Raw genomic sequence first — 19124 nt, forward strand, 5'->3', positions numbered from 1 at the left:
AGTGGAGGTACTTTTATGAAAAAAATCAGTCATCTTTGTATGTTTCTGCTGTTGCTGTGTACCACTTTTTTTGTTTTTAATGTAAACTACACACGTGAAGCGGTTCGGATTCGGGAAATGGGAAAGACTGTAGATTCTTTGGATTTGTATTTGAAAGATATTAACGAACCTGCAGCGTCTGTTCTTCGATTTTTTGAGGATGTATCAAAGGAGTACAAAGTCTCCATCATCAAAACAGACAGTGGTGATGAGGTAATCAAGTCTGGTGTTTTTGATAAAGATACCTTCCCCTACCAAGAGTTTGGGATTTCTTCTCTTGATTTTACCACAGATGGTGAAGGAGTCTACAGTAATAAAGAAATTTCTAATAAACTTGGTACGATACCGACCTTTCTAAAAGCCAAGCCTATTCAGCTTATAACTTTTCAAACCTATATCAAGGATACATCTCGTAGTTTAAATGGTCGCTATACGATAACTTCTACACAAGAGATGGATAAGGATAGGATTGTACAGAAATGGAGCGATTTTTTCAAGATAGACCAGGCTACCTTGCTAGAGCCTACCTATAAAAGTGCAGTGGAAGTCATAACTCGAGATTTGCTTTTATCTGCCATTGTTTTTGTCTTGGCTATTTTACTTCTTGTGTTAGTAACAGTTTATCAGCCGATGATGGAGATGAAACGAGTGGGGGTTCAAAAGTTACTTGGTTTTCAAAGCGGGGCGATTTTAGCTGGTTTTGTAAAAACTAATTTTTATCTTCTCTTGGGTGGAAGTCTTATCATTGACTTGGGACTATTTTTAGTGCTGGACTACAGACCAAAACTTTTGTTCCCAAGTTTACTCTTATCCCAATTTCTGCTTTTACAGTTGTATTTGTTCATCAGTTGGCTGACCTACCTAATGATTCAGAAAATGACAGTCAGCTCCATGTTGAAAGGTTTTTCATCTATCAAACTTGGTCTCATCTTCAATTATGTGATGAAAATAGGGACAACTATTTTATTGACGGTTTTACTGATTGGGGTAGGCAGAAGTCTAGAACAAGAAAACAAAGAACTTGCTTATCAGCAACAGTGGGTAAGCCAAGGGAATTACCTGACCTTAGAAACCTTCAAACTTAATGATAACCTGTGGCAGGAAGAGCTAGCAGGTTCAGGGAAATCTACAGATTATTTCTACCAATTTTATCAAGATTTGCTAGCAAAAATACAAGTAAATTATGTGCGAAGTGCGAGTCTTCCTATCAAACCAGTCATCAAAGCTGAACAAGTACAGCAGTACCAACTGCCTGATAAGGTAGATGTTTACTATGCAAACCGTCAATTTTTAGAAAGTCAGGGCTTTAAGCTACCTGATATCGGCACTAAAAAGGTGATCTTGTTGCCAGCCAGTGATAAAGGACAAGAAGGCAAGAATCAGTTCTTGGGAAAATCCATCGCCTATCTTTCTATGAGGTATGAAGATCAGCAAAAGCAAACAATAGAAGATATGGATGTAGAAATTGCCTACTATGAAAGAGATTGGTCTTTCTTCCCTTATAACAATGAGCGAAAGGAAAATCTCCACAATCCAATCATTAGTCTAGTAAATGATCAAGACATGATGTGGGAAGAAAAGACTCGTTTGTCAACGACAGGTTTAAATAACCCGATGAAAGTTGAAAATACAGAACAAAATCAAAAAGTGATTACGGAGTTAGTTGAGAAATTATCAGATGGGAATTATTTAAAATTTTCATCGATTCAAGCCATTCAACAAGAGAAAGTAGATTCTTATCGAGATGCAGTTCGAAATCTTAATATACTCTTTGCTTTGTTTGGTCTCCTTAGCATGATGATTTCCTACTTCTTACTAGTAACAACTTTCTTGTTGAAGCGCAGGGATATCATTACCAAGAAGTTTATGGGGTGGAAACTGGTCGATCGCTACCGTCCTCTCCTCGTTCTACTCTTGTTGGGCTATAGTCTCCCTCTTCTAGTATTGATTTTCTTTGCCCATGCGCTCTTGCCACTCCTGCTGTTTGCAGGCTTTACATGTCTGGATATACTATTTGTGCTAGTTTTGGCTTCTAGGATGGAGAAAAGAAGTCTAGTAGAGTTATTGAAAGGGGGCATCTTATGATTGAATTGAAAAATATTACCAAAACCATTGGGGGAAAAGTGATTTTGGATAACTTATCTCTCAGGATTGATCAGGGAGATTTGGTTGCCATCGTTGGAAAAAGTGGTAGTGGTAAGTCGACCTTGTTAAATTTATTAGGTTTGATAGATAGTGATTACAGCGGACGGTATGAGATTTTTGGTCAGACAAATCTAGCGGTCAATTCTGCCAAGTCGCAAATAATAATCCGTGAACACATCTCTTATCTATTTCAAAATTTTGCCCTGATTGATGATGAAACGGTCGAGTACAATCTCATGCTTGCGCTGAAATATGTGAAATTGTCCAAGAAAGACAAGCTCAAAAAATTGGAAGAGATTTTAGAGAGAGTAGGTTTGTCAGCTACTTTGCATCAAAAGGTCTCCGAGTTGTCTGGTGGCGAACAACAACGAATTGCAGTTGCTAGAGCCATCTTAAAACCCAGCCAGCTGATTTTAGCCGATGAGCCGACAGGTTCGCTGGACCCTGAAAATAGAGATTTGGTCTTGAAGTTTCTCTTAGAGATGAATCGAGAGGGGAAAACAGTCATTATTGTGACCCACGATGCTTATGTAGCCCAACAATGTCATCGAATCATTGAATTGTAAAAAATACAGAAATCTTATCAAAAATCTTTAAATTTAAGGATACCTTTAAAATTTAATTTTAAAACACTCATTTATCAACATTTTTGATTGATAAAAATAGGAAATCAGTTGTTTTTGGGAGATTCCCTAAAATCACCTCCTAACCACACGTACTAAAAAGATACTTCCTATGGAAATCGTATGACTCTGAAGCTTCGAATAGTTCAGTTTTCATGATTTTTATGCTATTCTAGCTTTAGAATCCTTCAGAACGTAAAATTTTAAGCAGTCAAAGATTTAGAATATCCCTAAAACATTTATTTTATGGCAACTCTAAACGTAGAATTGCGTGGATATGTATGGATTTAATCTATTCGATAGTTAGGACAGCTCTATTCTGGGAAATCTGAGCGATTAATGGTTTAGAACAGCATTTCAACAATGGATTTTGTTCAAGGATTGATTATTTTATAAAAGAGGCCGGTAGATTATCAGCCTCTTTCTTGTCTTCTCCAACCAAGCATGTTATAATGAATACTGCTCAAGCGACCTTCAATCGTTAAGCACACACGACCTTCAATCGTGAACTAGTCATTTCGTTTATCTTTTATTACGTCGTTAACTCGAAATGAGATGCAAGCTGAGCTTATCTGATTTATAACCTCAATCAGTCTCCCAGACTGATTGAGCGAACTCAAGTTATGCCTGCGACTCGTTGCCTAGTCCTAAAAGTAAACGAAATGACTATACTCAAAGAAATTCTATTGAAAGTCATAATGAATAGAATTTGGAAGGGTATGAATAAACGAATAGATGGGAGACTTACCATGAGTGATAACTCTAAAACACGTGTTGTTGTGGGGATGAGTGGTGGTGTTGATTCGTCGGTGACGGCTCTTCTTCTCAAGGAGCAGGGTTACGATGTGATTGGCATCTTCATGAAGAACTGGGACGACACAGATGAAAACGGCGTCTGTACGGCGACCGAAGATTACAAGGATGTGGCTGCGGTAGCAGACCAGATTGGCATTCCCTACTACTCTGTCAATTTTGAAAAAGAGTACTGGGACCGCGTTTTCGAGTATTTCCTAGCAGAATACCGTGCGGGACGCACGCCAAATCCAGATGTTATGTGTAACAAGGAAATCAAGTTCAAGGCCTTTTTGGACTATGCCATGACCTTAGGGGCAGACTATGTAGCGACTGGGCATTATGCCCGAGTGGCGCGTGATGAAGATGGTACTGTTCATATGCTTCGTGGCGTGGACAATGGCAAGGACCAAACCTATTTCCTCAGTCAACTTTCGCAAGAACAACTCCAAAAAACCATGTTCCCATTGGGACATTTGGAAAAGCCTGAAGTTCGCAGACTAGCAGAAGAAGCAGGCCTTGCGACTGCTAAGAAGAAAGACTCGACAGGAATTTGCTTTATCGGAGAAAAGAACTTTAAAAACTTTCTCAGCAACTACCTGCCAGCTCAGCCTGGTCGCATGATGACTGTGGATGGTCGCGATATGGGTGAGCATGCAGGACTTATGTACTATACGATTGGTCAGCGTGGCGGTCTCGGTATCGGTGGGCAACACGGTGGTGACAATGCACCTTGGTTCGTTGTCGGAAAAGACCTGAGCAAGAATATTCTCTATGTAGGACAAGGATTCTACCATGATTCGCTCATGTCAACCAGCCTTGAGGCTAGTCAGGTTCACTTTACTCGTGACATGCCAGAGGAGTTTACGCTCGAATGTACGGCTAAATTCCGCTACCGTCAGCCTGATTCTAAGGTGACCGTCCATGTCAAAGGAGACAAGGCAGAGGTTATCTTTGCAGAACCGCAACGCGCCATCACACCAGGTCAGGCAGTTGTCTTTTACGACGGGGAAGAGTGTCTAGGTGGTGGTTTGATTGACAATGCTTACCGCGATGGACAAGTTTGTCAGTACATTTAGATTGACAAATTTTCTCAATTTGCTACAATAATAAAAGCAATAGAAATGATGGTCAAAGCTCATGGATGTTGCAGGCTTTTTTGTCCTGCACTTCTTTGGAGTTTTGACTGTTTTTGTGTCGTTTAGAGGAAAGGACAAAAATGACTCAGCAAGACTTTCGGACAAAAGTAGGAAATACAATTTTTGGAGTTCGGGCGACAGCCTTGATTCTTCAAAATCGCAAGCTTCTAGTCACCAAAGATAAGGGCAAGTATTATACTATCGGTGGTGCGATTCAAGTCAATGAAAGCACGGAAGACGCGGTAGTCCGTGAAGTGAGGGAAGAACTGGGTGTCGAAGCTCAAGCTGGGCAGCTAGTTTTTGTGGTTGAAAATCGTTTTGAACAGGACGGTGTTTATTATCACAATATCGAGTTTCATTATCTGGTGGATTTGCTTGAAGATGCCCCATTGACCATGCAGGAAGATGAGAAAAGGCAGCCCTGTGAATGGATTGACATAGACAAGCTTAAGGGTATCAATCTAGTTCCAGCCTTTTTAAAAATAGCCCTGCCAGATTGGGACGGCCAACTAAGACACATTCATCTTGAGGAATAGGAGAGAAAATGATGGTTAAGCTTATTGCCCATGTACTTGTTCATAGTGGTGATGATTATTTGCTCATTCAGCGTTCGGAAATTAAAAGAGGACAACCCAATGTTTATCCAACTTACTGGGATATTCTTGGTGGCGGGGTTGAAAAGGGTGAACTTCCGCGAGATGGAGCTCTTAGAGAATGTATTGAAGAAGCGGGAGTTAGGCTAGATAGCAGTTCGCTCAGACTTCTTCACGAAGATAGTCAACTGGATACCTCTAAGGATACTGTCTTTACTCGATTAGTTTATAAAGCAGAGTGGGTTGGGGAGAAGCCAATTATCAGATTAGATCATGAAGAGCATACGCACTTTAAATGGGTTACTATGGCTCAAGCTCTAGAGGAGGAGAAGTTAGTTCCTTATTTACGAGAAATTTTTGAAAGGTTAAGAAATGACATATAATTTTACAGAAGAATACGATATTATTGTAATCGGTGCGGGACACGCTGGGGTCGAGGCTTCCTTGGCCGCTAGCCGTATGGGTTGTAAGGTCTTACTTGCGACTATCAACATTGAAATGCTGGCCTTCATGCCTTGTAACCCCTCTATCGGTGGTTCTGCCAAAGGGATTGTTGTACGTGAAGTTGATGCCCTCGGTGGCGAGATGGCCAAAACCATTGACAAGACATACATCCAAATGAAGATGCTTAACACAGGGAAGGGACCAGCTGTCCGTGCCCTTCGTGCGCAGGCTGACAAGGAGCTTTACTCTAAGGAAATGCGCAAGACAGTTGAAAATCAAGAGAATCTGACCCTTCGTCAAACCATGATTGATGAGATCTTGGTGGAAGATGGCAAGGTTGTCGGTGTACGTACAGCGACCCATCAAGAATATGCTGCCAAGGCTGTTATCGTGACGACAGGGACTGCACTACGTGGGGAAATCATCATCGGAGACCTCAAGTATTCATCAGGTCCTAACCACAGCTTGGCTTCTATTAACCTTGCTGACAATCTCAAGGAACTGGGCCTCGAAATTGGTCGTTTCAAGACAGGAACGCCTCCACGTGTCAAGGCTTCTTCTATCAACTACGATGTGACCGAGATTCAGCCAGGAGACGAAGCGCCTAATCATTTCTCATACACTTCACGTGATGAGGATTATGTCAAAGACCAAGTGCCATGCTGGTTGACCTATACCAATGGTACCAGTCATGAGATTATCCAAAACAACCTCCACCGTGCGCCTATGTTTACAGGTGTAGTCAAGGGAGTGGGGCCTCGCTACTGTCCGTCGATTGAGGACAAGATTGTGCGCTTTGCGGACAAGGAGCGCCACCAACTCTTCCTTGAGCCAGAAGGTCGCAATACTGAGGAAGTCTATGTTCAAGGACTTTCAACCAGTCTGCCTGAGGATGTCCAGCGTGACTTGGTTCATTCTATCAAAGGTTTGGAAAATGCAGAGATGATGCGGACAGGTTATGCCATTGAGTATGACATGGTCTTGCCTCACCAGTTGCGTGCGACTCTGGAAACCAAGAAAATCTCCGGACTTTTCACTGCTGGTCAGACAAATGGAACGTCAGGTTACGAAGAAGCTGCTGGTCAAGGGATTATCGCGGGTATCAATGCGGCTCTTAAAATCCAAGGCAAGCCTGAGTTGATTTTGAAGCGCAGTGACGGTTATATTGGGGTCATGATTGATGACTTGGTGACCAAGGGAACCATTGAGCCTTATCGCCTTTTGACCAGTCGAGCTGAATACCGCCTCATTCTCCGCCATGACAATGCTGATATGCGTTTGACAGAGATGGGACGTGAGATTGGCCTTGTGGATGATGAACGCTGGGCTCGCTTTGAAATCAAGAAAAATCAATTTGAAAATGAGATGAAACGCCTAGACAGCATCAAACTCAAGCCAGTCAAGGAAACCAATGCCAAGGTTGAGGAGATGGGTTTCAAGCCTTTGACAGATGCAGTGACAGCCAAGGAATTCCTTCGCCGTCCAGAAGTTTCTTATCAAGATGTGGTGGCTTTCATCGGACCAGCTGCAGAGGACTTGGATGACAAGATTATCGAATTGATTGAAACAGAAATCAAGTACGAAGGCTATATTTCCAAAGCCATGGACCAGGTTGCCAAGATGAAACGCATGGAAGAAAAACGTATTCCAGCCAATATTGACTGGGATGATATTGATTCTATCGCGACAGAAGCTCGTCAGAAGTTTAAACTTATTAATCCAGAAACCATCGGCCAAGCCAGCCGTATTTCGGGAGTAAACCCAGCAGATATTTCTATTTTGATGGTGTATCTTGAAGGTAAAAATCGTAGTATTTCTAAAACTCTTCAAAAATCAAAATAATACGTCGTCGGCTTCTTACGAATGAGTTCAAAGCTTGGCTTTGATTCATCTACAGCCTCCCATAGTTCCCCGAACTATGGGAGCTAACTTAAGTTATGCTTTCGCCTAGCCTTCTAGTCTGATTTCGATTTTTATTGAGTTTCAATCTCAAAAAAAGCATAGAAAAACAGCTCCGAGGACGGGGCTGTTTTTTTGACTTATTCTTCATCTGGTGTGAGGATCATCGGGATGATAATCGGTTCACGTTCTGTATTTTCATAGAGGAATGGTCGAATGGCGTTGACAATGGCACCATTGACAGATTGCACGCTGGCGTCCTTATTTTTCAGTGCGATACGAATTGCATTGAAGAGGATGCGCTGGCTTTGGCGAATCAAGTCGCCAGACTCTCTCATGTAGACAAAGCCTCGGCTGAGGATGTCTGGGCCAGACAGAATCATCTGCGATTTGAAGTCAACAGTTGCGACTACCAGAACGACACCGTCTTCAGATAGATCACGACGATCTTTGAGGACAGCTGCGCCGATTTCACCGATACGATTTCCATCGACATAGATATCTTGGGCGTTGAAATGACCTGCGATACGAGCTGAGTCAGCAGTAAGGGCAAGCACATCACCATTGCTCATGATAAAGATATTGTCCTTCTCAACACCAGTATCTACTGCTAGTCCAGCGTGGACCTTTTGCATGCGGTATTCACCGTGGACAGGCATGAAGTATTTTGGCTTAATCAAGCGGAGCATGAGTTTTTGCTCTTGCTGACCACCGTGTCCAGATGTGTGGATATTATTAACCTTACCGTGGATAACTTCGACACCAGCTTCAGAAATGATGTTGATCAGCTTGTTGACGCTAGTAGTGTTTCCAGGGATTGGACTAGAAGAGAAGATAACAGTATCACCTGGTTGGAGTTGTACCTGACGGTGGGTTCCGTTGGCGATACGAGAGAGGGCTGCCATTGGCTCGCCCTGACTACCTGTACAGAGGATGAGAACTTCTCCTGCAGGATAATCTTTGATTTCATTTGGCTCGATAAAGGTTCCCTTAGGAGCTTTGATGTAGCCAAGCTCGATTCCGTTGACAATGGCCTTTTCCATAGAACGACCAAAGACCGCAATCTTACGTCCAGTCTTAACAGCAGCTTCTGTTGCTTGCTGGAGACGGAAGATATTTGAGGCAAAGGATGCAAAGATGATACGTCCTTCAATGCCTTGGATAATCTTCATGATGGACTGACCAACGACTTTTTCAGAGTTGGTAAAGGTTGGCACTTCTGCATTTGTCGAGTCAGACAGGAGACAGAGCACGCCTTCTTCACCAAGGGCTGCCATACGGTGCAAGTCTGCTGGTTCTCCAACTGGAGTAAAGTCAAACTTGAAGTCACCCGTACAAACGATTTTTCCTTGTGGAGTATGAATGACAATTCCCAAAGGCTCTGGAATAGAGTGAGTGGTTCTAAAGAAAGTTGCCTTGAGATTTTTAAAGGTCAACTCAGTGTTGTGATTGATTTCGTAAAGTTTGGCGTTGCGCAAGAGGCCGTGTTCTTCGAGTTTCCCACGAATCAAAGCCAAGGCAAGCGGTCCAGCATAGATAGGGACATTTGCTTGCTTAAGCAGGAAAGGAATCCCACCGATGTGGTCCTCGTGTCCGTGTGTAATCAAAACAGCCTTGACGCGGTCGATATTGTCCACGATGTAAGAATAATCAGGAATAACATAGTCGATACCAAGCAAGTCATCTTCTGGGAATTTAATCCCAGCATCGACGATGATAATCTCATCTTGGTATTCAATTCCGTATGTGTTTTTCCCGATTTCTCCCAGACCACCGATGGCAAAAACGCCAACTTCTTCAGGTTTAAGAGTATAGGCCATATTAGAACTCCGTGATTTCGAAGGCGCCAGTTTCTTTTTCGTAATCTAGCAATTTGTCAGACAAGAGTTCGATATACTCGATGTTGTACTCTGGGCGATTTTCTTCGACAAGTTGGCGAGCAGCGATACGACCCTCGAGTTCTGAGCTGGCATCGATGTCTAGGTAAAGCGCGCGTGTTGTTTCACGGCGTGGGCTACGTTCTTTTGTTTCTTGATAAAAAACTTTGTAAATCATATAGTTCCTTTCTATTTACAGGTCAGCTTATTCCAAACTTTTAGCAGAGAATTGCTTGATTTCATTCCATTTTTGTCTAGATTGACCTTGATTCGTTACAATTATTTCAATTATACCACAAAATGAAAAATTAGTAAAAGACGGAAACGAGAAAGTCATAGGGTTACTCGTTGGTAAGCGTTTGCAAAAATAAAGAAAATATGTTATTTTGATAATGGAAGTGGAATTTATCATTTGTCACAATTCCCTATAGTTTTTAAGTCAAGGAGGTTGCCCTATGTATAATTTATTTGCTTTTGCTATCGGAGCTCGCTTAGTAGCTTTTATTGTTTTTGTTGCTTGCGTTTATGGAGGGAATCTTCTATTTGCCAAACTGGAACAACGACAAACCAAGTTCTTGTGGAAAATTACCTTTGTGACTCTCTACTCGCTTTTTCTCCTCCTCGTAACCTATGTAGTTTGGTTTATATTTTACTTTGGATTAAATGCTTAGATGCCCTGCTCTGCTGGGGTATTTTTGTTTGGGGGCAAAGAAAATTCCACCCCATCTATCAAGATGAGGTGGTCTTTGCATTTTTCTAAAATGACATGACAATGGAATTTTCAGAGCTTATTAGCTTTATATTAATGATTCTTCTGCTCAAAAATAGAGTTGAAGACTAAAAACAAAACAATACAAACAGATAAATCGATTGGTAAAGGGATAGTAGTAATGTTTAAATCATTGAGAATGCTGAGCAAACTATAAGAGATAAAGATAATAAAATTTATCCTTCTAAAAATGTGTTTTTTATCTAGCATGACTTACCAAACTTTTTACGAAGGTCTTTTCCAATGGTATAACCTGCCATAAATAAAGCGATACCAACACCTACACCAAAACCACCCTTTATTTCTTGCAATTCCTTATTAGAAATTTCACAATAGTTGTTCAAATCTTTCATCATATTAATCTCCTCCTAAAAAATAACCAGCTGCCAAACCAGAACCTATAAGTGCTGTTCCACCTGCAATAGCTTTCCAAGATACTGCTACTCCAAAGATAACCAAGGGAGCGAGACCGCCATCAATATCTGATAATTCATTTTCAGATAAGGATAAAAATTGATTGTCAAGAACGTCAAAATTTGTCATTGAACTTTCCTCCTTTTTTCTTGTTCACTTTTATATTCGGAAAAGAAAAGGAAAAGTGAGCATTTTTTAAATTATTTTTTAGCTAAGTATAGGCATTTTTGTTTGGGGGCAAAGAAAATTCCCATGTGCCAGCTTTTGTAGTATAATAGTAAGCAGACAAAAAGATAGGAATGTGTTATGAAAGTATTAGCTTTTGATACGTCCAGCAAGGCTCTTTCTCTCGCTATTTTAGAGGACAAGCAGGTTCTTGCCGAGACGACGATTAATATTAAGAAAAATCACAGTATTACCCTTATGCCTGCCATCGATTTTTTGATGGCAAGTTTGGATTGGACACCCAAGGATTTGGACCGAATCGTGGTGGCGGAAGGGCCAGGTAGCTACACAGGTTTGCGAATCGCGGTAGCAACTGCCAAGACTTTGGCTCATACCCTGAACATTGAGTTAGTTGGTATGTCTAGCCTCTTGGCTCTGGTGCCCTACCAACAAGAAGGCTTGTTCGTTCCCTTGATGGATGCGCGTCGCAACAATGTTTATGCAGGATTTTATGAAAATGCCAAACCTGTCATGCCAGAAGCGCACCTATCTTTTGAAGAGGTGTTAGAGAAAGTTAAGGGTGCTAGTCAGGTAACCTTTGTCGGAGAAGTTGCCCCCTTTGTGGAGCAGATTCAAGAACACTTGCCAAGGACTAATTACAAAGAAACCTTGCCTAATGCAGCCAATCTTGCTCTTTTGGCTTGGGACAAGGAAGCAGACTCCTTGCATGATTTTGTGCCGAACTACCTCAAGCGTGTTGAGGCTGAGGAAAACTGGCTCAAGAACCATACCGAGTCTGGTAAGTCCTACATTAAACGCCTATGATAGAAATCAAACGAATCCAACAGCAACCTGATCTGTCTCAAGCCATCTACGCTGTCATGGCAGCTGTTTACCCAGTCAGTCCTTGGACGCTGGAACAAATTCAAGCAGACCTGTCCCAAGATCAGACTTGGTATGCTCTGGCTTATGATGGGACAGAAGTAATTGGCTTTCTAGCTGTGCAGGAGAATCTTTTTGAAGCAGAAGTCCTGCAAATCGCTGTCAAGAAAGCTTATCAAGGTCAGGGAATAGCATCTGTCTTGTTTACTCAATTGCCGGTAGATAAGGAGATTTTCCTCGAAGTCAGAAAGTCAAACCAACGAGCGCAAGCATTTTACAAGAAAGAAAAGATGGCGGTCATCGCTGAGCGAAAGGCCTACTACCATAATCCAGTCGAGGACGCCATTATCATGAAGAGAGAAATAGATGAAGGATAGATATATTTTAGCATTTGAGACATCCTGTGATGAGACCAGTGTTGCCGTCTTGAAAAACGACGATGAGCTCTTGTCCAATGTCATTGCAAGTCAAATTGAGAGCCACAAACGTTTCGGGGGGGTAGTGCCGGAAGTAGCTAGTCGTCACCATGTCGAGGTCATTACAGCCTGTATCGAGGAAGCACTAGCAGAAGCAGGAATTACCGAAGAGGACGTGACAGCTGTTGCAGTTACCTATGGACCGGGCTTGGTTGGAGCCTTACTAGTTGGTTTGTCAGCTGCCAAGGCCTTTGCTTGGGCTCATGGACTTCCGCTGATTCCTGTGAATCACATGGCTGGTCACCTCATGGCAGCTCAGAGTGTGGAACCTTTGGAGTTTCCTTTGCTAGCCCTCTTGGTCAGCGGTGGACACACAGAGTTGGTTTATGTTTCTGAGGCTGGTGATTACAAGATTGTTGGGGAAACGCGTGATGATGCGGTTGGTGAGGCCTATGATAAGGTCGGCCGTGTCATGGGCTTGACCTATCCTGCCGGTCGTGAGATTGACGAGCTGGCTCATCAGGGGCAGGATATTTATGACTTTCCTCGTGCCATGATTAAGGAAGATAATCTGGAGTTTTCATTCTCAGGTTTGAAATCGGCCTTTATCAATCTTCACCACAATGCCGAGCAAAAGGGAGAAAGCTTGTCCACAGAGGATTTGTGTGCTTCCTTTCAAGCAGCTGTCTTGGATATTCTTATGGCAAAAACCAAGAAGGCCTTGGGAAAATACCCTGTTAAAACCCTGGTTGTGGCAGGTGGCGTGGCAGCCAATAAAGGTCTCAGAGAACGCCTAGCGGCCGAAATCACAGATGTCAAGGTCATCATCCCACCACTGCGTCTTTGTGGAGACAATGCAGGAATGATTGCCTATGCCAGCGTCAGCGAGTGGAACAAAGAAAATTTTGCAAACTTGGACCTCAATGCCAAACCAAGTCTCGCTTTTGATACTATGGAATAAAGAGTCAGCTTAAGGCTGACTTTTTTACTTGCCGAAATGTCAGAATATTTTGACAAATAAATGTAAATAATGATATAATATATAAAGAATAGGAGGTGGTCAGATGATTGGGAGAATGGAATTGGGGGAATTTTACAAGGAATTACGTTTGGCTAGAAAGCTCAAGCAGTCAGATGTGGCTTGTGCTGGACTAACAGCTTCTCAGCTATCCAAGTTCGAACTAGGGCAGTCTATGCTGTCTGCAGATAAGTTGATTCTAGCTATCCAAGGTATAAATGTGACCTTTGATGAGTTTGGGCACAAGCTCAACAACTATCAAGAATCTCCACATATGCGAATTGGTAGAAAGGTTGTGGATCGCTTTGCCCACCAAGATATAGCTGGTTTAGAGCAACTGTTGGAGGAAGTCGAGCAAGAACAGATGGCAGAGACCTATCGTCGTTTGAATGCCATTGTAATTAAAAACGCACTCCATTCCTTAAATAAGAACTATCCATTAGTAAAAGAAGATAGCGAGTTTTTGACTATCTATCTCTATGCTATTGAGTCTTGGACCTGGTTTGAACTCTATCTCTTTTGCAATACCATGCCCTTCTTGAGCAATCAAGATTTGATATTTTTATCGACCGCTTTAATTGAGAAATCTAGGGAATTTAAAGAGTTGGTACATAATCGATTGTATATGAAAAGTGGATTTCTGAATATTATATCAGAACTCATGGAGCGTAAACTTTTCTCTTATATCCCAATTTTTGAAGCTGAGCTAGAGAGCATGCTTCGTCCATACGATGTTTTTGAAAAAGTATTGTGGCAGTTTTTAAAGAAAATGAAGATTTTCCTTCAAACCAAAGGAAGCAATCAAAAAGAGATTGAAAGATTTATCCAATCTCTGCAAGTATTAGAAAATCCACAATTGCTAGCCCTCTTCGAATTGCGTTTGAAGCAATACAAAGAACTTATTGAGTAGTCAACAATTGCAAATCTGAAATTTCTATAAGAAAAAATATCAAATATGCGATTTTCTAAAATAAGCTAATTTTCGTGTTATACTATCCTTGTAAAGCACTTCAAGCAGATCCTAAGTCGCAGAAGTGGTTTACAAATGAAGATAATTAAAGGAGTGTAAAAGATGTTAAATTTACAATTTGCAGAAACAATGGAATTGACAGAAGCTGAGTTGGAGAAGGTTTATGGAGGAGATCTTGTGTATCTTGGCAATATCCCAAGCGGTGCATGGGGAGGGTTCGGGACACCTTGGTCAATCACTAATTTCTGGGAGAAAAATTTTAACCATGATTCTTCCACTGTTAATCGTCGTCGTTGATATTTAAAGCCCTTGCCTTTGTTTGGGTTAGGGCTTTCTTTATTTCGTAATATAGGAGAAAATAGGATGAAAAAGATAATCTCACGCTACTACTTTATTATAGCTATTCTACTAGTTGTTGCTGACCAGTTCTTCATTCGTTTGCTTTTACATAGCGATCTTGCTGCTGGTTTATCCGACTTTGCCTATTATTTGTCGGATATGCTGTTAAATTTTCTTGTGGTTCTGCTTGCTTTTATTGTTATGGTTTGGTCAGGGAAATGGCAGAAAATTAACAGTAGAAAATTTAAAGGTTCCTATCTTTTCTATTCCTTCCTAGCTCTTCTTGCTTTTGTTGTTTGGAATTTCGTCACCTTTTTTCTTTTTCCGCCTACCAAAAATGCAATTTCTTATCAACTGGATGTTCCTACTTTTACAGGAGCTACAGCATTTTTGATGTATTTTTTCTATCCTGTGATTGCAGGTCCCATTTTTGAAGAGATGATTTATCGTGGATTAGTGATGACAGCTCTGGAAAAAGGAAAGAAGTGGGGACTAGATGTGCTTGGCTCAGCTATATTATTTGGAATCTTACACATTAGTGGCCATGGTTGGGTCTTAACAGACTTTTTTGTATATATGGGTGGTGGTCTCATATTTGCAGTCTTGTTTAGAGTGACAAAGTCTATTTATTGGCCTATTGGGCTGCATATAGTCTACAATGGCATTGGTCAGATTTTGATGTTACTGTAATTTTGGTTGTTAGTAGTATCGCAGTCTATCCTTGGGGAAAGCTTCCCATTTGAATTTAAAAAGGAGTTGTGATGAAAGTATTTCTTCAAAATAGAAATTTTAGGCAATTAACCATCAACCAGTGGATTTCAACGGTTGGGGATACGATTTTTTATCTGGCCTTTTTGAATTATGTGGCAGATGCATCTTTTGCCCCTTTGGCGATTTTACTGATCACGATTTCAGAAACCCTTCCTCAAGTTCTGCAAATCTTTCTGGGAGTTTTGGCGGATTTTCAACATCATCGTGTCCTAAAATATACAATGATTAGTTTTGCAAAATTTTTGCTTTACTCTATCGTTTCTTTATCACTTTCAGGGCAGTCCTTTTCCTTGTTATTAGTAGCATTTATTTGTCTGATTAACCTCTTATCTGACACATTGAGTTATTTTTCAGGCGCCATGCTCACTCCGATTTTCATTAGAATTATTGGGCAAGACCATCTGGCAGAAGCTATTGGATTTAAACAGTCAACTGTTAGTTTAGTGAAAACAATCAGTAATATTCTAGGAGGAGTCTTACTAGGTATTCTATCTATCCAGTCTATTTCCTTACTGAATGCTCTGACCTTTTTAATCGCATTTTTAGGTATTCTTTTCATAAAAACAGACCTCTTGAAAGTAGAAAAAACGATTAGCTATCAAGAAGGACTCTCTGTAAAATCCTTTTGCCAGCATCTGCTCCAATCATCAAAATTGATATGGAATATGAATAAGGTGCTCTTGGTTTTGTTTATTATCTCTATTAGTCAAGCAGTGATAAATGTTACAGTTCCTGTTTCTACTCTGTTTTTGAGGAATCAGCCCTTTTTGAATTTACAAACAGGTCAATCTCTTGCCTTGTTATCCACCCTTGAATTGTCAGCCCTTATTGTCGGAAGCCTTGTGAGTGGCTATCTGAAGAATACAATCTCCATAAAACTAGCCCTATATGCCTCGCTTATTATCCAATTACTCCTTTTAGTTGGCTTTGTGGCAGTTCGTTTTGACTGGATTCTTATCTTTAGTGCCTTGGATGCCTTTTTCGCAGGTATCCTCTCTCCTCGATTACAGGAACTCATTTTTAAACAAATACCTGAGGAGTCAATGGGAGCAGTTCAATCCTCTATCGGTGCCATTACAGTTGTTTTACCTAGCTTATTTACAATAGCTTTGGTAACCATTGCTACTAGCTTTGGAACTCTGGCAGTTAGCTTTGTTTTATTGCTATTTCTTCTAGCTGCCTTTATCATACTCTTGAATATCCGTGAAAACATTTAGCGAAGAATGTGTATATTATATGTTTGAGACTGGATTCCAGTCTGTTTATGATGGCTACAATCAGCAGACTGTTAAATTTTTGAGAAAGTTGCTTGACATTTCAGACCAATCGGTTTATAATTAAAAAATGTAGAGATAAATACATGAGAAAAGAAGAAAAAACAAGACTACGAAGAGAGAAAATCATTACCGCTACTTTGTTTGAATTTGCTACAAAAGGCTATCAAGGTTTTGTCATCAATGAACTTTGTAAAGTGGATGGTATTTCCAAAGGAGTTTTGTATCATAATTTTTCAGGGAAATCAGACCTCTATCTAACTTGTTTTCAGGAGAGTTTTGAGAAAGCTTTGGCAGTGTTTCTGGGGGTGGAAGGTCAAGTGCCCTCCTTAGCTGATTATATGGAAAGACGTCACCAATTTTATCAGCAATACCCAGAACATAGCCACATTTTCTTTGAGGCAATGATTGCGACACCAGAAGAATTGGAAGCAGACATTGCACCACAGAAAGCTATCTTTTTGGACTTGAATGAACAAGTTTGTCAAAAACTTATATCAGAATCCAAAAGCTATCTTTTTGGACTTGAATGAACAAGTTTGTCAAAAACTTATATCAGAATCCAAACTGAAAGAGCATATTGATGAGAAACGAGCTATGGACTATCTGCGATTGATTCAGGATATGTTTCGTTCCTATTATTTAACTGTTTCGTCAGATAGCAGTTTGCCTGACTTGGTTTCAGGATATGAACATCAATTATCACAGGTTTTGGATATGATGATTTATGGAATACTAGAGGAAGATTCCTCTAAAAAAGGAGAAAAATAATGTCGAAAATTTGGAAATGGTTGTTACTAATTGCGGGTATTTTTGCAGTTTTTGCAGGTTTTAATATGTTTGCACATCCTCTTATTAGCTTGGCTTCCATGACTTTCTTGTTTGCACTTGTATTTGCAGTTCAAGGGATTTCTGAGATTGTACAATACTTCAAATCAGAAGAAAAGCATGGCTGGAATTTATTTGGAGGAATTGTTACCCTCATCCTCGCTCTTACCTTATTCTCAGGTAGCTTTATTGAAATGGTAACATTTGTACCATTTATCATTTCTTTATGGGCCTTGACAAATGGTATTACAAAAACTATCGTTGGTTTCAAGGTTCGTAAGACGGATAAATCGGTAGGTACCCCTCTAGTTTGGATGGGGATTTTAGGAATCGTAGCAGGTTTAATCATGATGGGATACCCATTGATGACCGGTCTCTATATTAGTTACACCATTGCCTTTGTCTTTATTTATCAAGGTATTGTGGCAATTGTTCAATTCTTCAAGATTAAATAAGAATAAAATGGAGTCTGTCTGATTACAATCAGCAGACTTTTTTCTCTTCTATGAATGTGTTATAATAGTCCATGCTATGGCTGGAGCCTTTTCAGCCTACTTATACTCTTCGAAAATCTCTTCAAACCGCGTCAGCTTCTATCTGCAACCTCAAAACAATGTTTTGAGCAACCTGCGGCTAGCTTTCTAGTTTGCTCTTTGATTTTCATTGAGTATTATTAAGACAATATGAGGAGAAAGATGAAAGAAAAAGGATTTTGGGAGGGGGCGCAGGCAGCTATGCCAACAGCCCTTGGTTATGTCAGTATCGGCCTGGCCTGTGGGATTATTGGTGCGCCCTATGTGACACCTGTTGAGATGGGTTTGATGAGCCTCTTTGTTTATGCTGGGAGTGCCCAGTTTGCCATGTTGGCACTGATTGCGGTTCAAGCACCTGTGGCAGCTATTGCTATGACGGTCTTTTTGATTAATTTGCGTCTCTTTTTGTTGAGTTTGCATGCGTCAACTTATTTCCGTCATACCAGTCTCTGGCAAAATATCGGTATGTCTAGTCTCTTGACAGATGAGACCTACGGCGTTTTGATGGGCGAGTTAGCCCATACAGACAAGGTCAATCCTATGTGGATGCACGGAAACAATCTCAACAGCTATGTGGCTTGGTTTGTGGGAACAGTTGTCGGAACGGCTCTGGGTGGTCTGCTGCCAAATCCAGAAATCTTTGGCTTGGATTTTGCCCTGGTTGGGATGTTTATCGGCATTTTTGCTTCGCAATTCCAGATTATGCAAAGACGGATTCCTGTCCGCAATCTGCTCATTATCCTAGCAGTTGTTGCGGTGTCCTTCTTTTTGCTCTTGACAGTGGTGTCTCAGTCACTAGCTGTTCTGTTTGCGACCTTGCTAGGTTGTACAATGGGGGTGGTTTTAGATGGTCAGTAAGTATCTTTTATTAGCAGTTATTTTCTCTGGCTTGGTGACTTGGATTCCCCGTATGATTCCCTTCATCTTGGTCAAGTATAAGGGCTTGCCTGCAATCGTTGAGCGTTTTTTGAAATTCTTGCCTGTTTCTATTATCTTTGCCTTGATTCTTTCAAGCGTAGTGACAGGCAAGGTTGGGAGTCTTCCTCAAATCAAATGGCTGGACTTCTTAGCAGTCTTTCCAACAGCTTGGGTAGCCTTTCGCTACCGTAATCTAGTCGGCACAGTTCTCTTTGGAGTGGTCTTGATTGGAGTCTTGCGTTTGGTCTTTTAATACTCTTCGAAAATCAAATTCAA

The 19124-nt window shown here is 40.9% G+C and carries 23 protein-coding genes; 19 read left to right on the top strand and 4 right to left on the bottom strand.

Annotated features, from left to right (window positions below; genetic code table 11):
- Positions 1–15: 15 nt before the first annotated feature.
- The 6 genes from QM408_RS00610 (at position 16) to mnmG (ending at position 7617) form a co-directional block, all read left to right on the top strand.
- Positions 16–2124: a bacteriocin-associated integral membrane family protein gene (locus QM408_RS00610; protein WP_414373229.1), complete on the top strand. Its 2109-nt coding sequence runs from the start codon at positions 16–18 to the stop codon at positions 2122–2124.
- A complete protein-coding gene (locus QM408_RS00615) occupies positions 2121–2750 on the top strand; it encodes an ABC transporter ATP-binding protein (protein ID WP_261050454.1) in 630 nt (209 codons plus the stop codon). The genes QM408_RS00610 and QM408_RS00615 overlap by 4 nt, the downstream gene beginning before the upstream one ends.
- Before the next feature lie 806 nt (positions 2751–3556).
- Positions 3557–4678, top strand: a complete 1122-nt coding sequence (mnmA, locus tag QM408_RS00620) for a tRNA 2-thiouridine(34) synthase MnmA (RefSeq protein ID WP_001282953.1) — start codon at positions 3557–3559, stop codon at positions 4676–4678.
- A gap of 140 nt (positions 4679–4818) precedes the next feature.
- Positions 4819–5274: an NUDIX hydrolase gene (locus QM408_RS00625; RefSeq protein ID WP_192855666.1), complete on the top strand. Its 456-nt coding sequence runs from the start codon at positions 4819–4821 to the stop codon at positions 5272–5274.
- Between the two features lie 8 nt (positions 5275–5282).
- Positions 5283–5714 (top strand): NUDIX hydrolase, encoded by a 432-nt coding sequence (locus QM408_RS00630; RefSeq protein ID WP_414373234.1) that lies wholly within the window; start codon positions 5283–5285, stop codon positions 5712–5714.
- Positions 5704–7617, top strand: a complete 1914-nt coding sequence (gene mnmG, locus QM408_RS00635) for a tRNA uridine-5-carboxymethylaminomethyl(34) synthesis enzyme MnmG (protein ID WP_050390501.1) — start codon at positions 5704–5706, stop codon at positions 7615–7617. The genes QM408_RS00630 and mnmG overlap by 11 nt, the downstream gene beginning before the upstream one ends.
- A 197-nt stretch (positions 7618–7814) precedes the next feature.
- Here mnmG and rnjA read toward each other — a convergent pair whose 3' ends face one another.
- Positions 7815–9494 (bottom strand): ribonuclease J1, encoded by a 1680-nt coding sequence (gene rnjA / locus QM408_RS00640; RefSeq protein ID WP_261150218.1) that lies wholly within the window; start codon positions 9492–9494, stop codon positions 7815–7817.
- Between the two features lies 1 nt (position 9495).
- On the bottom strand, positions 9496–9729 hold the full coding sequence (locus QM408_RS00645; protein WP_000639572.1) for a DNA-dependent RNA polymerase subunit epsilon: 234 nt from the start codon (positions 9727–9729) through the stop codon (positions 9496–9498).
- Between the two features lie 277 nt (positions 9730–10006).
- Here QM408_RS00645 and QM408_RS00650 point away from each other — a divergent pair, with 277 nt between their 5' ends.
- The gene (locus QM408_RS00650) at positions 10007–10222 is read left to right on the top strand and encodes a hypothetical protein (RefSeq protein ID WP_049500723.1); all 216 of its coding nucleotides are present in this window, start codon (positions 10007–10009) and stop codon (positions 10220–10222) included.
- Positions 10223–10523: 301 nt separating this feature from the next.
- On the opposite strand, the gene cibB is transcribed toward QM408_RS00650, so the two are convergent.
- Both cibB and cibA read right to left on the bottom strand, forming a co-directional pair.
- The gene (gene cibB, locus QM408_RS00655) at positions 10524–10676 is read right to left on the bottom strand and encodes a fratricide two-peptide bacteriocin subunit CibB (RefSeq protein WP_000974044.1); all 153 of its coding nucleotides are present in this window, start codon (positions 10674–10676) and stop codon (positions 10524–10526) included.
- Position 10677: 1 nt separating this feature from the next.
- On the bottom strand, positions 10678–10863 hold the full coding sequence (gene cibA / locus QM408_RS00660) for a fratricide two-peptide bacteriocin subunit CibA (protein WP_000180841.1): 186 nt from the start codon (positions 10861–10863) through the stop codon (positions 10678–10680).
- Positions 10864–11040: 177 nt separating this feature from the next.
- Between cibA and tsaB the strand changes: the two genes are divergently transcribed.
- From tsaB to QM408_RS00720, 12 genes are all read left to right on the top strand, one after another.
- A complete protein-coding gene (tsaB, locus tag QM408_RS00665) occupies positions 11041–11724 on the top strand; it encodes a tRNA (adenosine(37)-N6)-threonylcarbamoyltransferase complex dimerization subunit type 1 TsaB (RefSeq protein WP_020901818.1) in 684 nt (227 codons plus the stop codon).
- Entirely contained in the window at positions 11721–12158 is a 438-nt protein-coding gene (gene rimI, locus QM408_RS00670) for a ribosomal protein S18-alanine N-acetyltransferase (RefSeq protein ID WP_414373237.1), read from the top strand. The genes tsaB and rimI overlap by 4 nt, the downstream gene beginning before the upstream one ends.
- Positions 12148–13158: a tRNA (adenosine(37)-N6)-threonylcarbamoyltransferase complex transferase subunit TsaD gene (gene tsaD, locus QM408_RS00675; protein WP_261090665.1), complete on the top strand. Its 1011-nt coding sequence runs from the start codon at positions 12148–12150 to the stop codon at positions 13156–13158. Before rimI ends, tsaD begins: the two co-directional genes overlap by 11 nt.
- 103 nt (positions 13159–13261) lie before the next feature.
- Positions 13262–14125, top strand: coding sequence for an Rgg/GadR/MutR family transcriptional regulator (locus QM408_RS00680; RefSeq protein ID WP_004254984.1), 864 nt, complete (start codon positions 13262–13264; stop codon positions 14123–14125).
- A gap of 162 nt (positions 14126–14287) precedes the next feature.
- Positions 14288–14482: a peptide pheromone VP1 gene (locus QM408_RS00685; RefSeq protein WP_000933465.1), complete on the top strand. Its 195-nt coding sequence runs from the start codon at positions 14288–14290 to the stop codon at positions 14480–14482.
- 66 nt (positions 14483–14548) lie between these two features.
- Positions 14549–15214, top strand: a complete 666-nt coding sequence (locus tag QM408_RS00690; protein WP_049486768.1) for a CPBP family intramembrane glutamic endopeptidase — start codon at positions 14549–14551, stop codon at positions 15212–15214.
- Positions 15215–15285: 71 nt separating this feature from the next.
- Positions 15286–16512, top strand: a complete 1227-nt coding sequence (locus QM408_RS00695) for an MFS transporter (protein ID WP_004254988.1) — start codon at positions 15286–15288, stop codon at positions 16510–16512.
- A gap of 143 nt (positions 16513–16655) precedes the next feature.
- The gene (locus tag QM408_RS00700) at positions 16656–17102 is read left to right on the top strand and encodes a TetR/AcrR family transcriptional regulator (RefSeq protein WP_414373240.1); all 447 of its coding nucleotides are present in this window, start codon (positions 16656–16658) and stop codon (positions 17100–17102) included.
- Positions 17103–17166: 64 nt separating this feature from the next.
- On the top strand, positions 17167–17340 hold the full coding sequence (locus QM408_RS00705) for a hypothetical protein (RefSeq protein WP_228111531.1): 174 nt from the start codon (positions 17167–17169) through the stop codon (positions 17338–17340).
- On the top strand, positions 17340–17852 hold the full coding sequence (locus tag QM408_RS00710) for an HdeD family acid-resistance protein (RefSeq protein WP_023948489.1): 513 nt from the start codon (positions 17340–17342) through the stop codon (positions 17850–17852). The genes QM408_RS00705 and QM408_RS00710 overlap by 1 nt, the downstream gene beginning before the upstream one ends.
- A gap of 240 nt (positions 17853–18092) precedes the next feature.
- Complete coding sequence (locus QM408_RS00715; protein ID WP_000659743.1) at positions 18093–18788, top strand: AzlC family ABC transporter permease; 696 nt, start codon at positions 18093–18095, stop codon at positions 18786–18788.
- Positions 18778–19101, top strand: a complete 324-nt coding sequence (locus QM408_RS00720) for an AzlD domain-containing protein (RefSeq protein WP_020901825.1) — start codon at positions 18778–18780, stop codon at positions 19099–19101. Before QM408_RS00715 ends, QM408_RS00720 begins: the two co-directional genes overlap by 11 nt.
- Positions 19102–19124 lie beyond the last annotated feature (23 nt).

Source organism: Streptococcus mitis (genome assembly GCF_047464965.1).
In the GTDB taxonomy this organism is placed as follows: domain Bacteria; phylum Bacillota; class Bacilli; order Lactobacillales; family Streptococcaceae; genus Streptococcus; species Streptococcus mitis_DU.

What these genes read in the sequence shown, in the direction of transcription:
- QM408_RS00710 (WP_023948489.1), top strand. Translation starts at nt 17,340, where the DNA reads ATGTCGAAAATTTGGAAATGGTTGTTACTAATTGCGGGTATTTTTGCA.
- QM408_RS00610 (WP_414373229.1), top strand. Translation starts at nt 16, where the DNA reads ATGAAAAAAATCAGTCATCTTTGTATGTTTCTGCTGTTGCTGTGTACC.
- QM408_RS00720 (WP_020901825.1), top strand. Translation starts at nt 18,778, where the DNA reads ATGGTCAGTAAGTATCTTTTATTAGCAGTTATTTTCTCTGGCTTGGTG.
- tsaD (WP_261090665.1), top strand. Translation starts at nt 12,148, where the DNA reads ATGAAGGATAGATATATTTTAGCATTTGAGACATCCTGTGATGAGACC.
- QM408_RS00700 (WP_414373240.1), top strand. Translation starts at nt 16,656, where the DNA reads ATGAGAAAAGAAGAAAAAACAAGACTACGAAGAGAGAAAATCATTACC.
- QM408_RS00645 (WP_000639572.1), bottom strand. Translation starts at nt 9,729, where the DNA reads ATGATTTACAAAGTTTTTTATCAAGAAACAAAAGAACGTAGCCCACGC.
- QM408_RS00705 (WP_228111531.1), top strand. Translation starts at nt 17,167, where the DNA reads ATGGACTATCTGCGATTGATTCAGGATATGTTTCGTTCCTATTATTTA.
- QM408_RS00695 (WP_004254988.1), top strand. Translation starts at nt 15,286, where the DNA reads ATGAAAGTATTTCTTCAAAATAGAAATTTTAGGCAATTAACCATCAAC.
- QM408_RS00715 (WP_000659743.1), top strand. Translation starts at nt 18,093, where the DNA reads ATGAAAGAAAAAGGATTTTGGGAGGGGGCGCAGGCAGCTATGCCAACA.
- rnjA (WP_261150218.1), bottom strand. Translation starts at nt 9,494, where the DNA reads ATGGCCTATACTCTTAAACCTGAAGAAGTTGGCGTTTTTGCCATCGGT.
- QM408_RS00650 (WP_049500723.1), top strand. Translation starts at nt 10,007, where the DNA reads ATGTATAATTTATTTGCTTTTGCTATCGGAGCTCGCTTAGTAGCTTTT.
- tsaB (WP_020901818.1), top strand. Translation starts at nt 11,041, where the DNA reads ATGAAAGTATTAGCTTTTGATACGTCCAGCAAGGCTCTTTCTCTCGCT.
- QM408_RS00690 (WP_049486768.1), top strand. Translation starts at nt 14,549, where the DNA reads ATGAAAAAGATAATCTCACGCTACTACTTTATTATAGCTATTCTACTA.
- rimI (WP_414373237.1), top strand. Translation starts at nt 11,721, where the DNA reads ATGATAGAAATCAAACGAATCCAACAGCAACCTGATCTGTCTCAAGCC.
- cibA (WP_000180841.1), bottom strand. Translation starts at nt 10,863, where the DNA reads ATGACAAATTTTGACGTTCTTGACAATCAATTTTTATCCTTATCTGAA.
- mnmG (WP_050390501.1), top strand. Translation starts at nt 5,704, where the DNA reads ATGACATATAATTTTACAGAAGAATACGATATTATTGTAATCGGTGCG.
- cibB (WP_000974044.1), bottom strand. Translation starts at nt 10,676, where the DNA reads ATGATGAAAGATTTGAACAACTATTGTGAAATTTCTAATAAGGAATTG.
- QM408_RS00630 (WP_414373234.1), top strand. Translation starts at nt 5,283, where the DNA reads ATGATGGTTAAGCTTATTGCCCATGTACTTGTTCATAGTGGTGATGAT.
- QM408_RS00685 (WP_000933465.1), top strand. Translation starts at nt 14,288, where the DNA reads ATGTTAAATTTACAATTTGCAGAAACAATGGAATTGACAGAAGCTGAG.
- QM408_RS00625 (WP_192855666.1), top strand. Translation starts at nt 4,819, where the DNA reads ATGACTCAGCAAGACTTTCGGACAAAAGTAGGAAATACAATTTTTGGA.
- QM408_RS00680 (WP_004254984.1), top strand. Translation starts at nt 13,262, where the DNA reads ATGATTGGGAGAATGGAATTGGGGGAATTTTACAAGGAATTACGTTTG.
- mnmA (WP_001282953.1), top strand. Translation starts at nt 3,557, where the DNA reads ATGAGTGATAACTCTAAAACACGTGTTGTTGTGGGGATGAGTGGTGGT.
- QM408_RS00615 (WP_261050454.1), top strand. Translation starts at nt 2,121, where the DNA reads ATGATTGAATTGAAAAATATTACCAAAACCATTGGGGGAAAAGTGATT.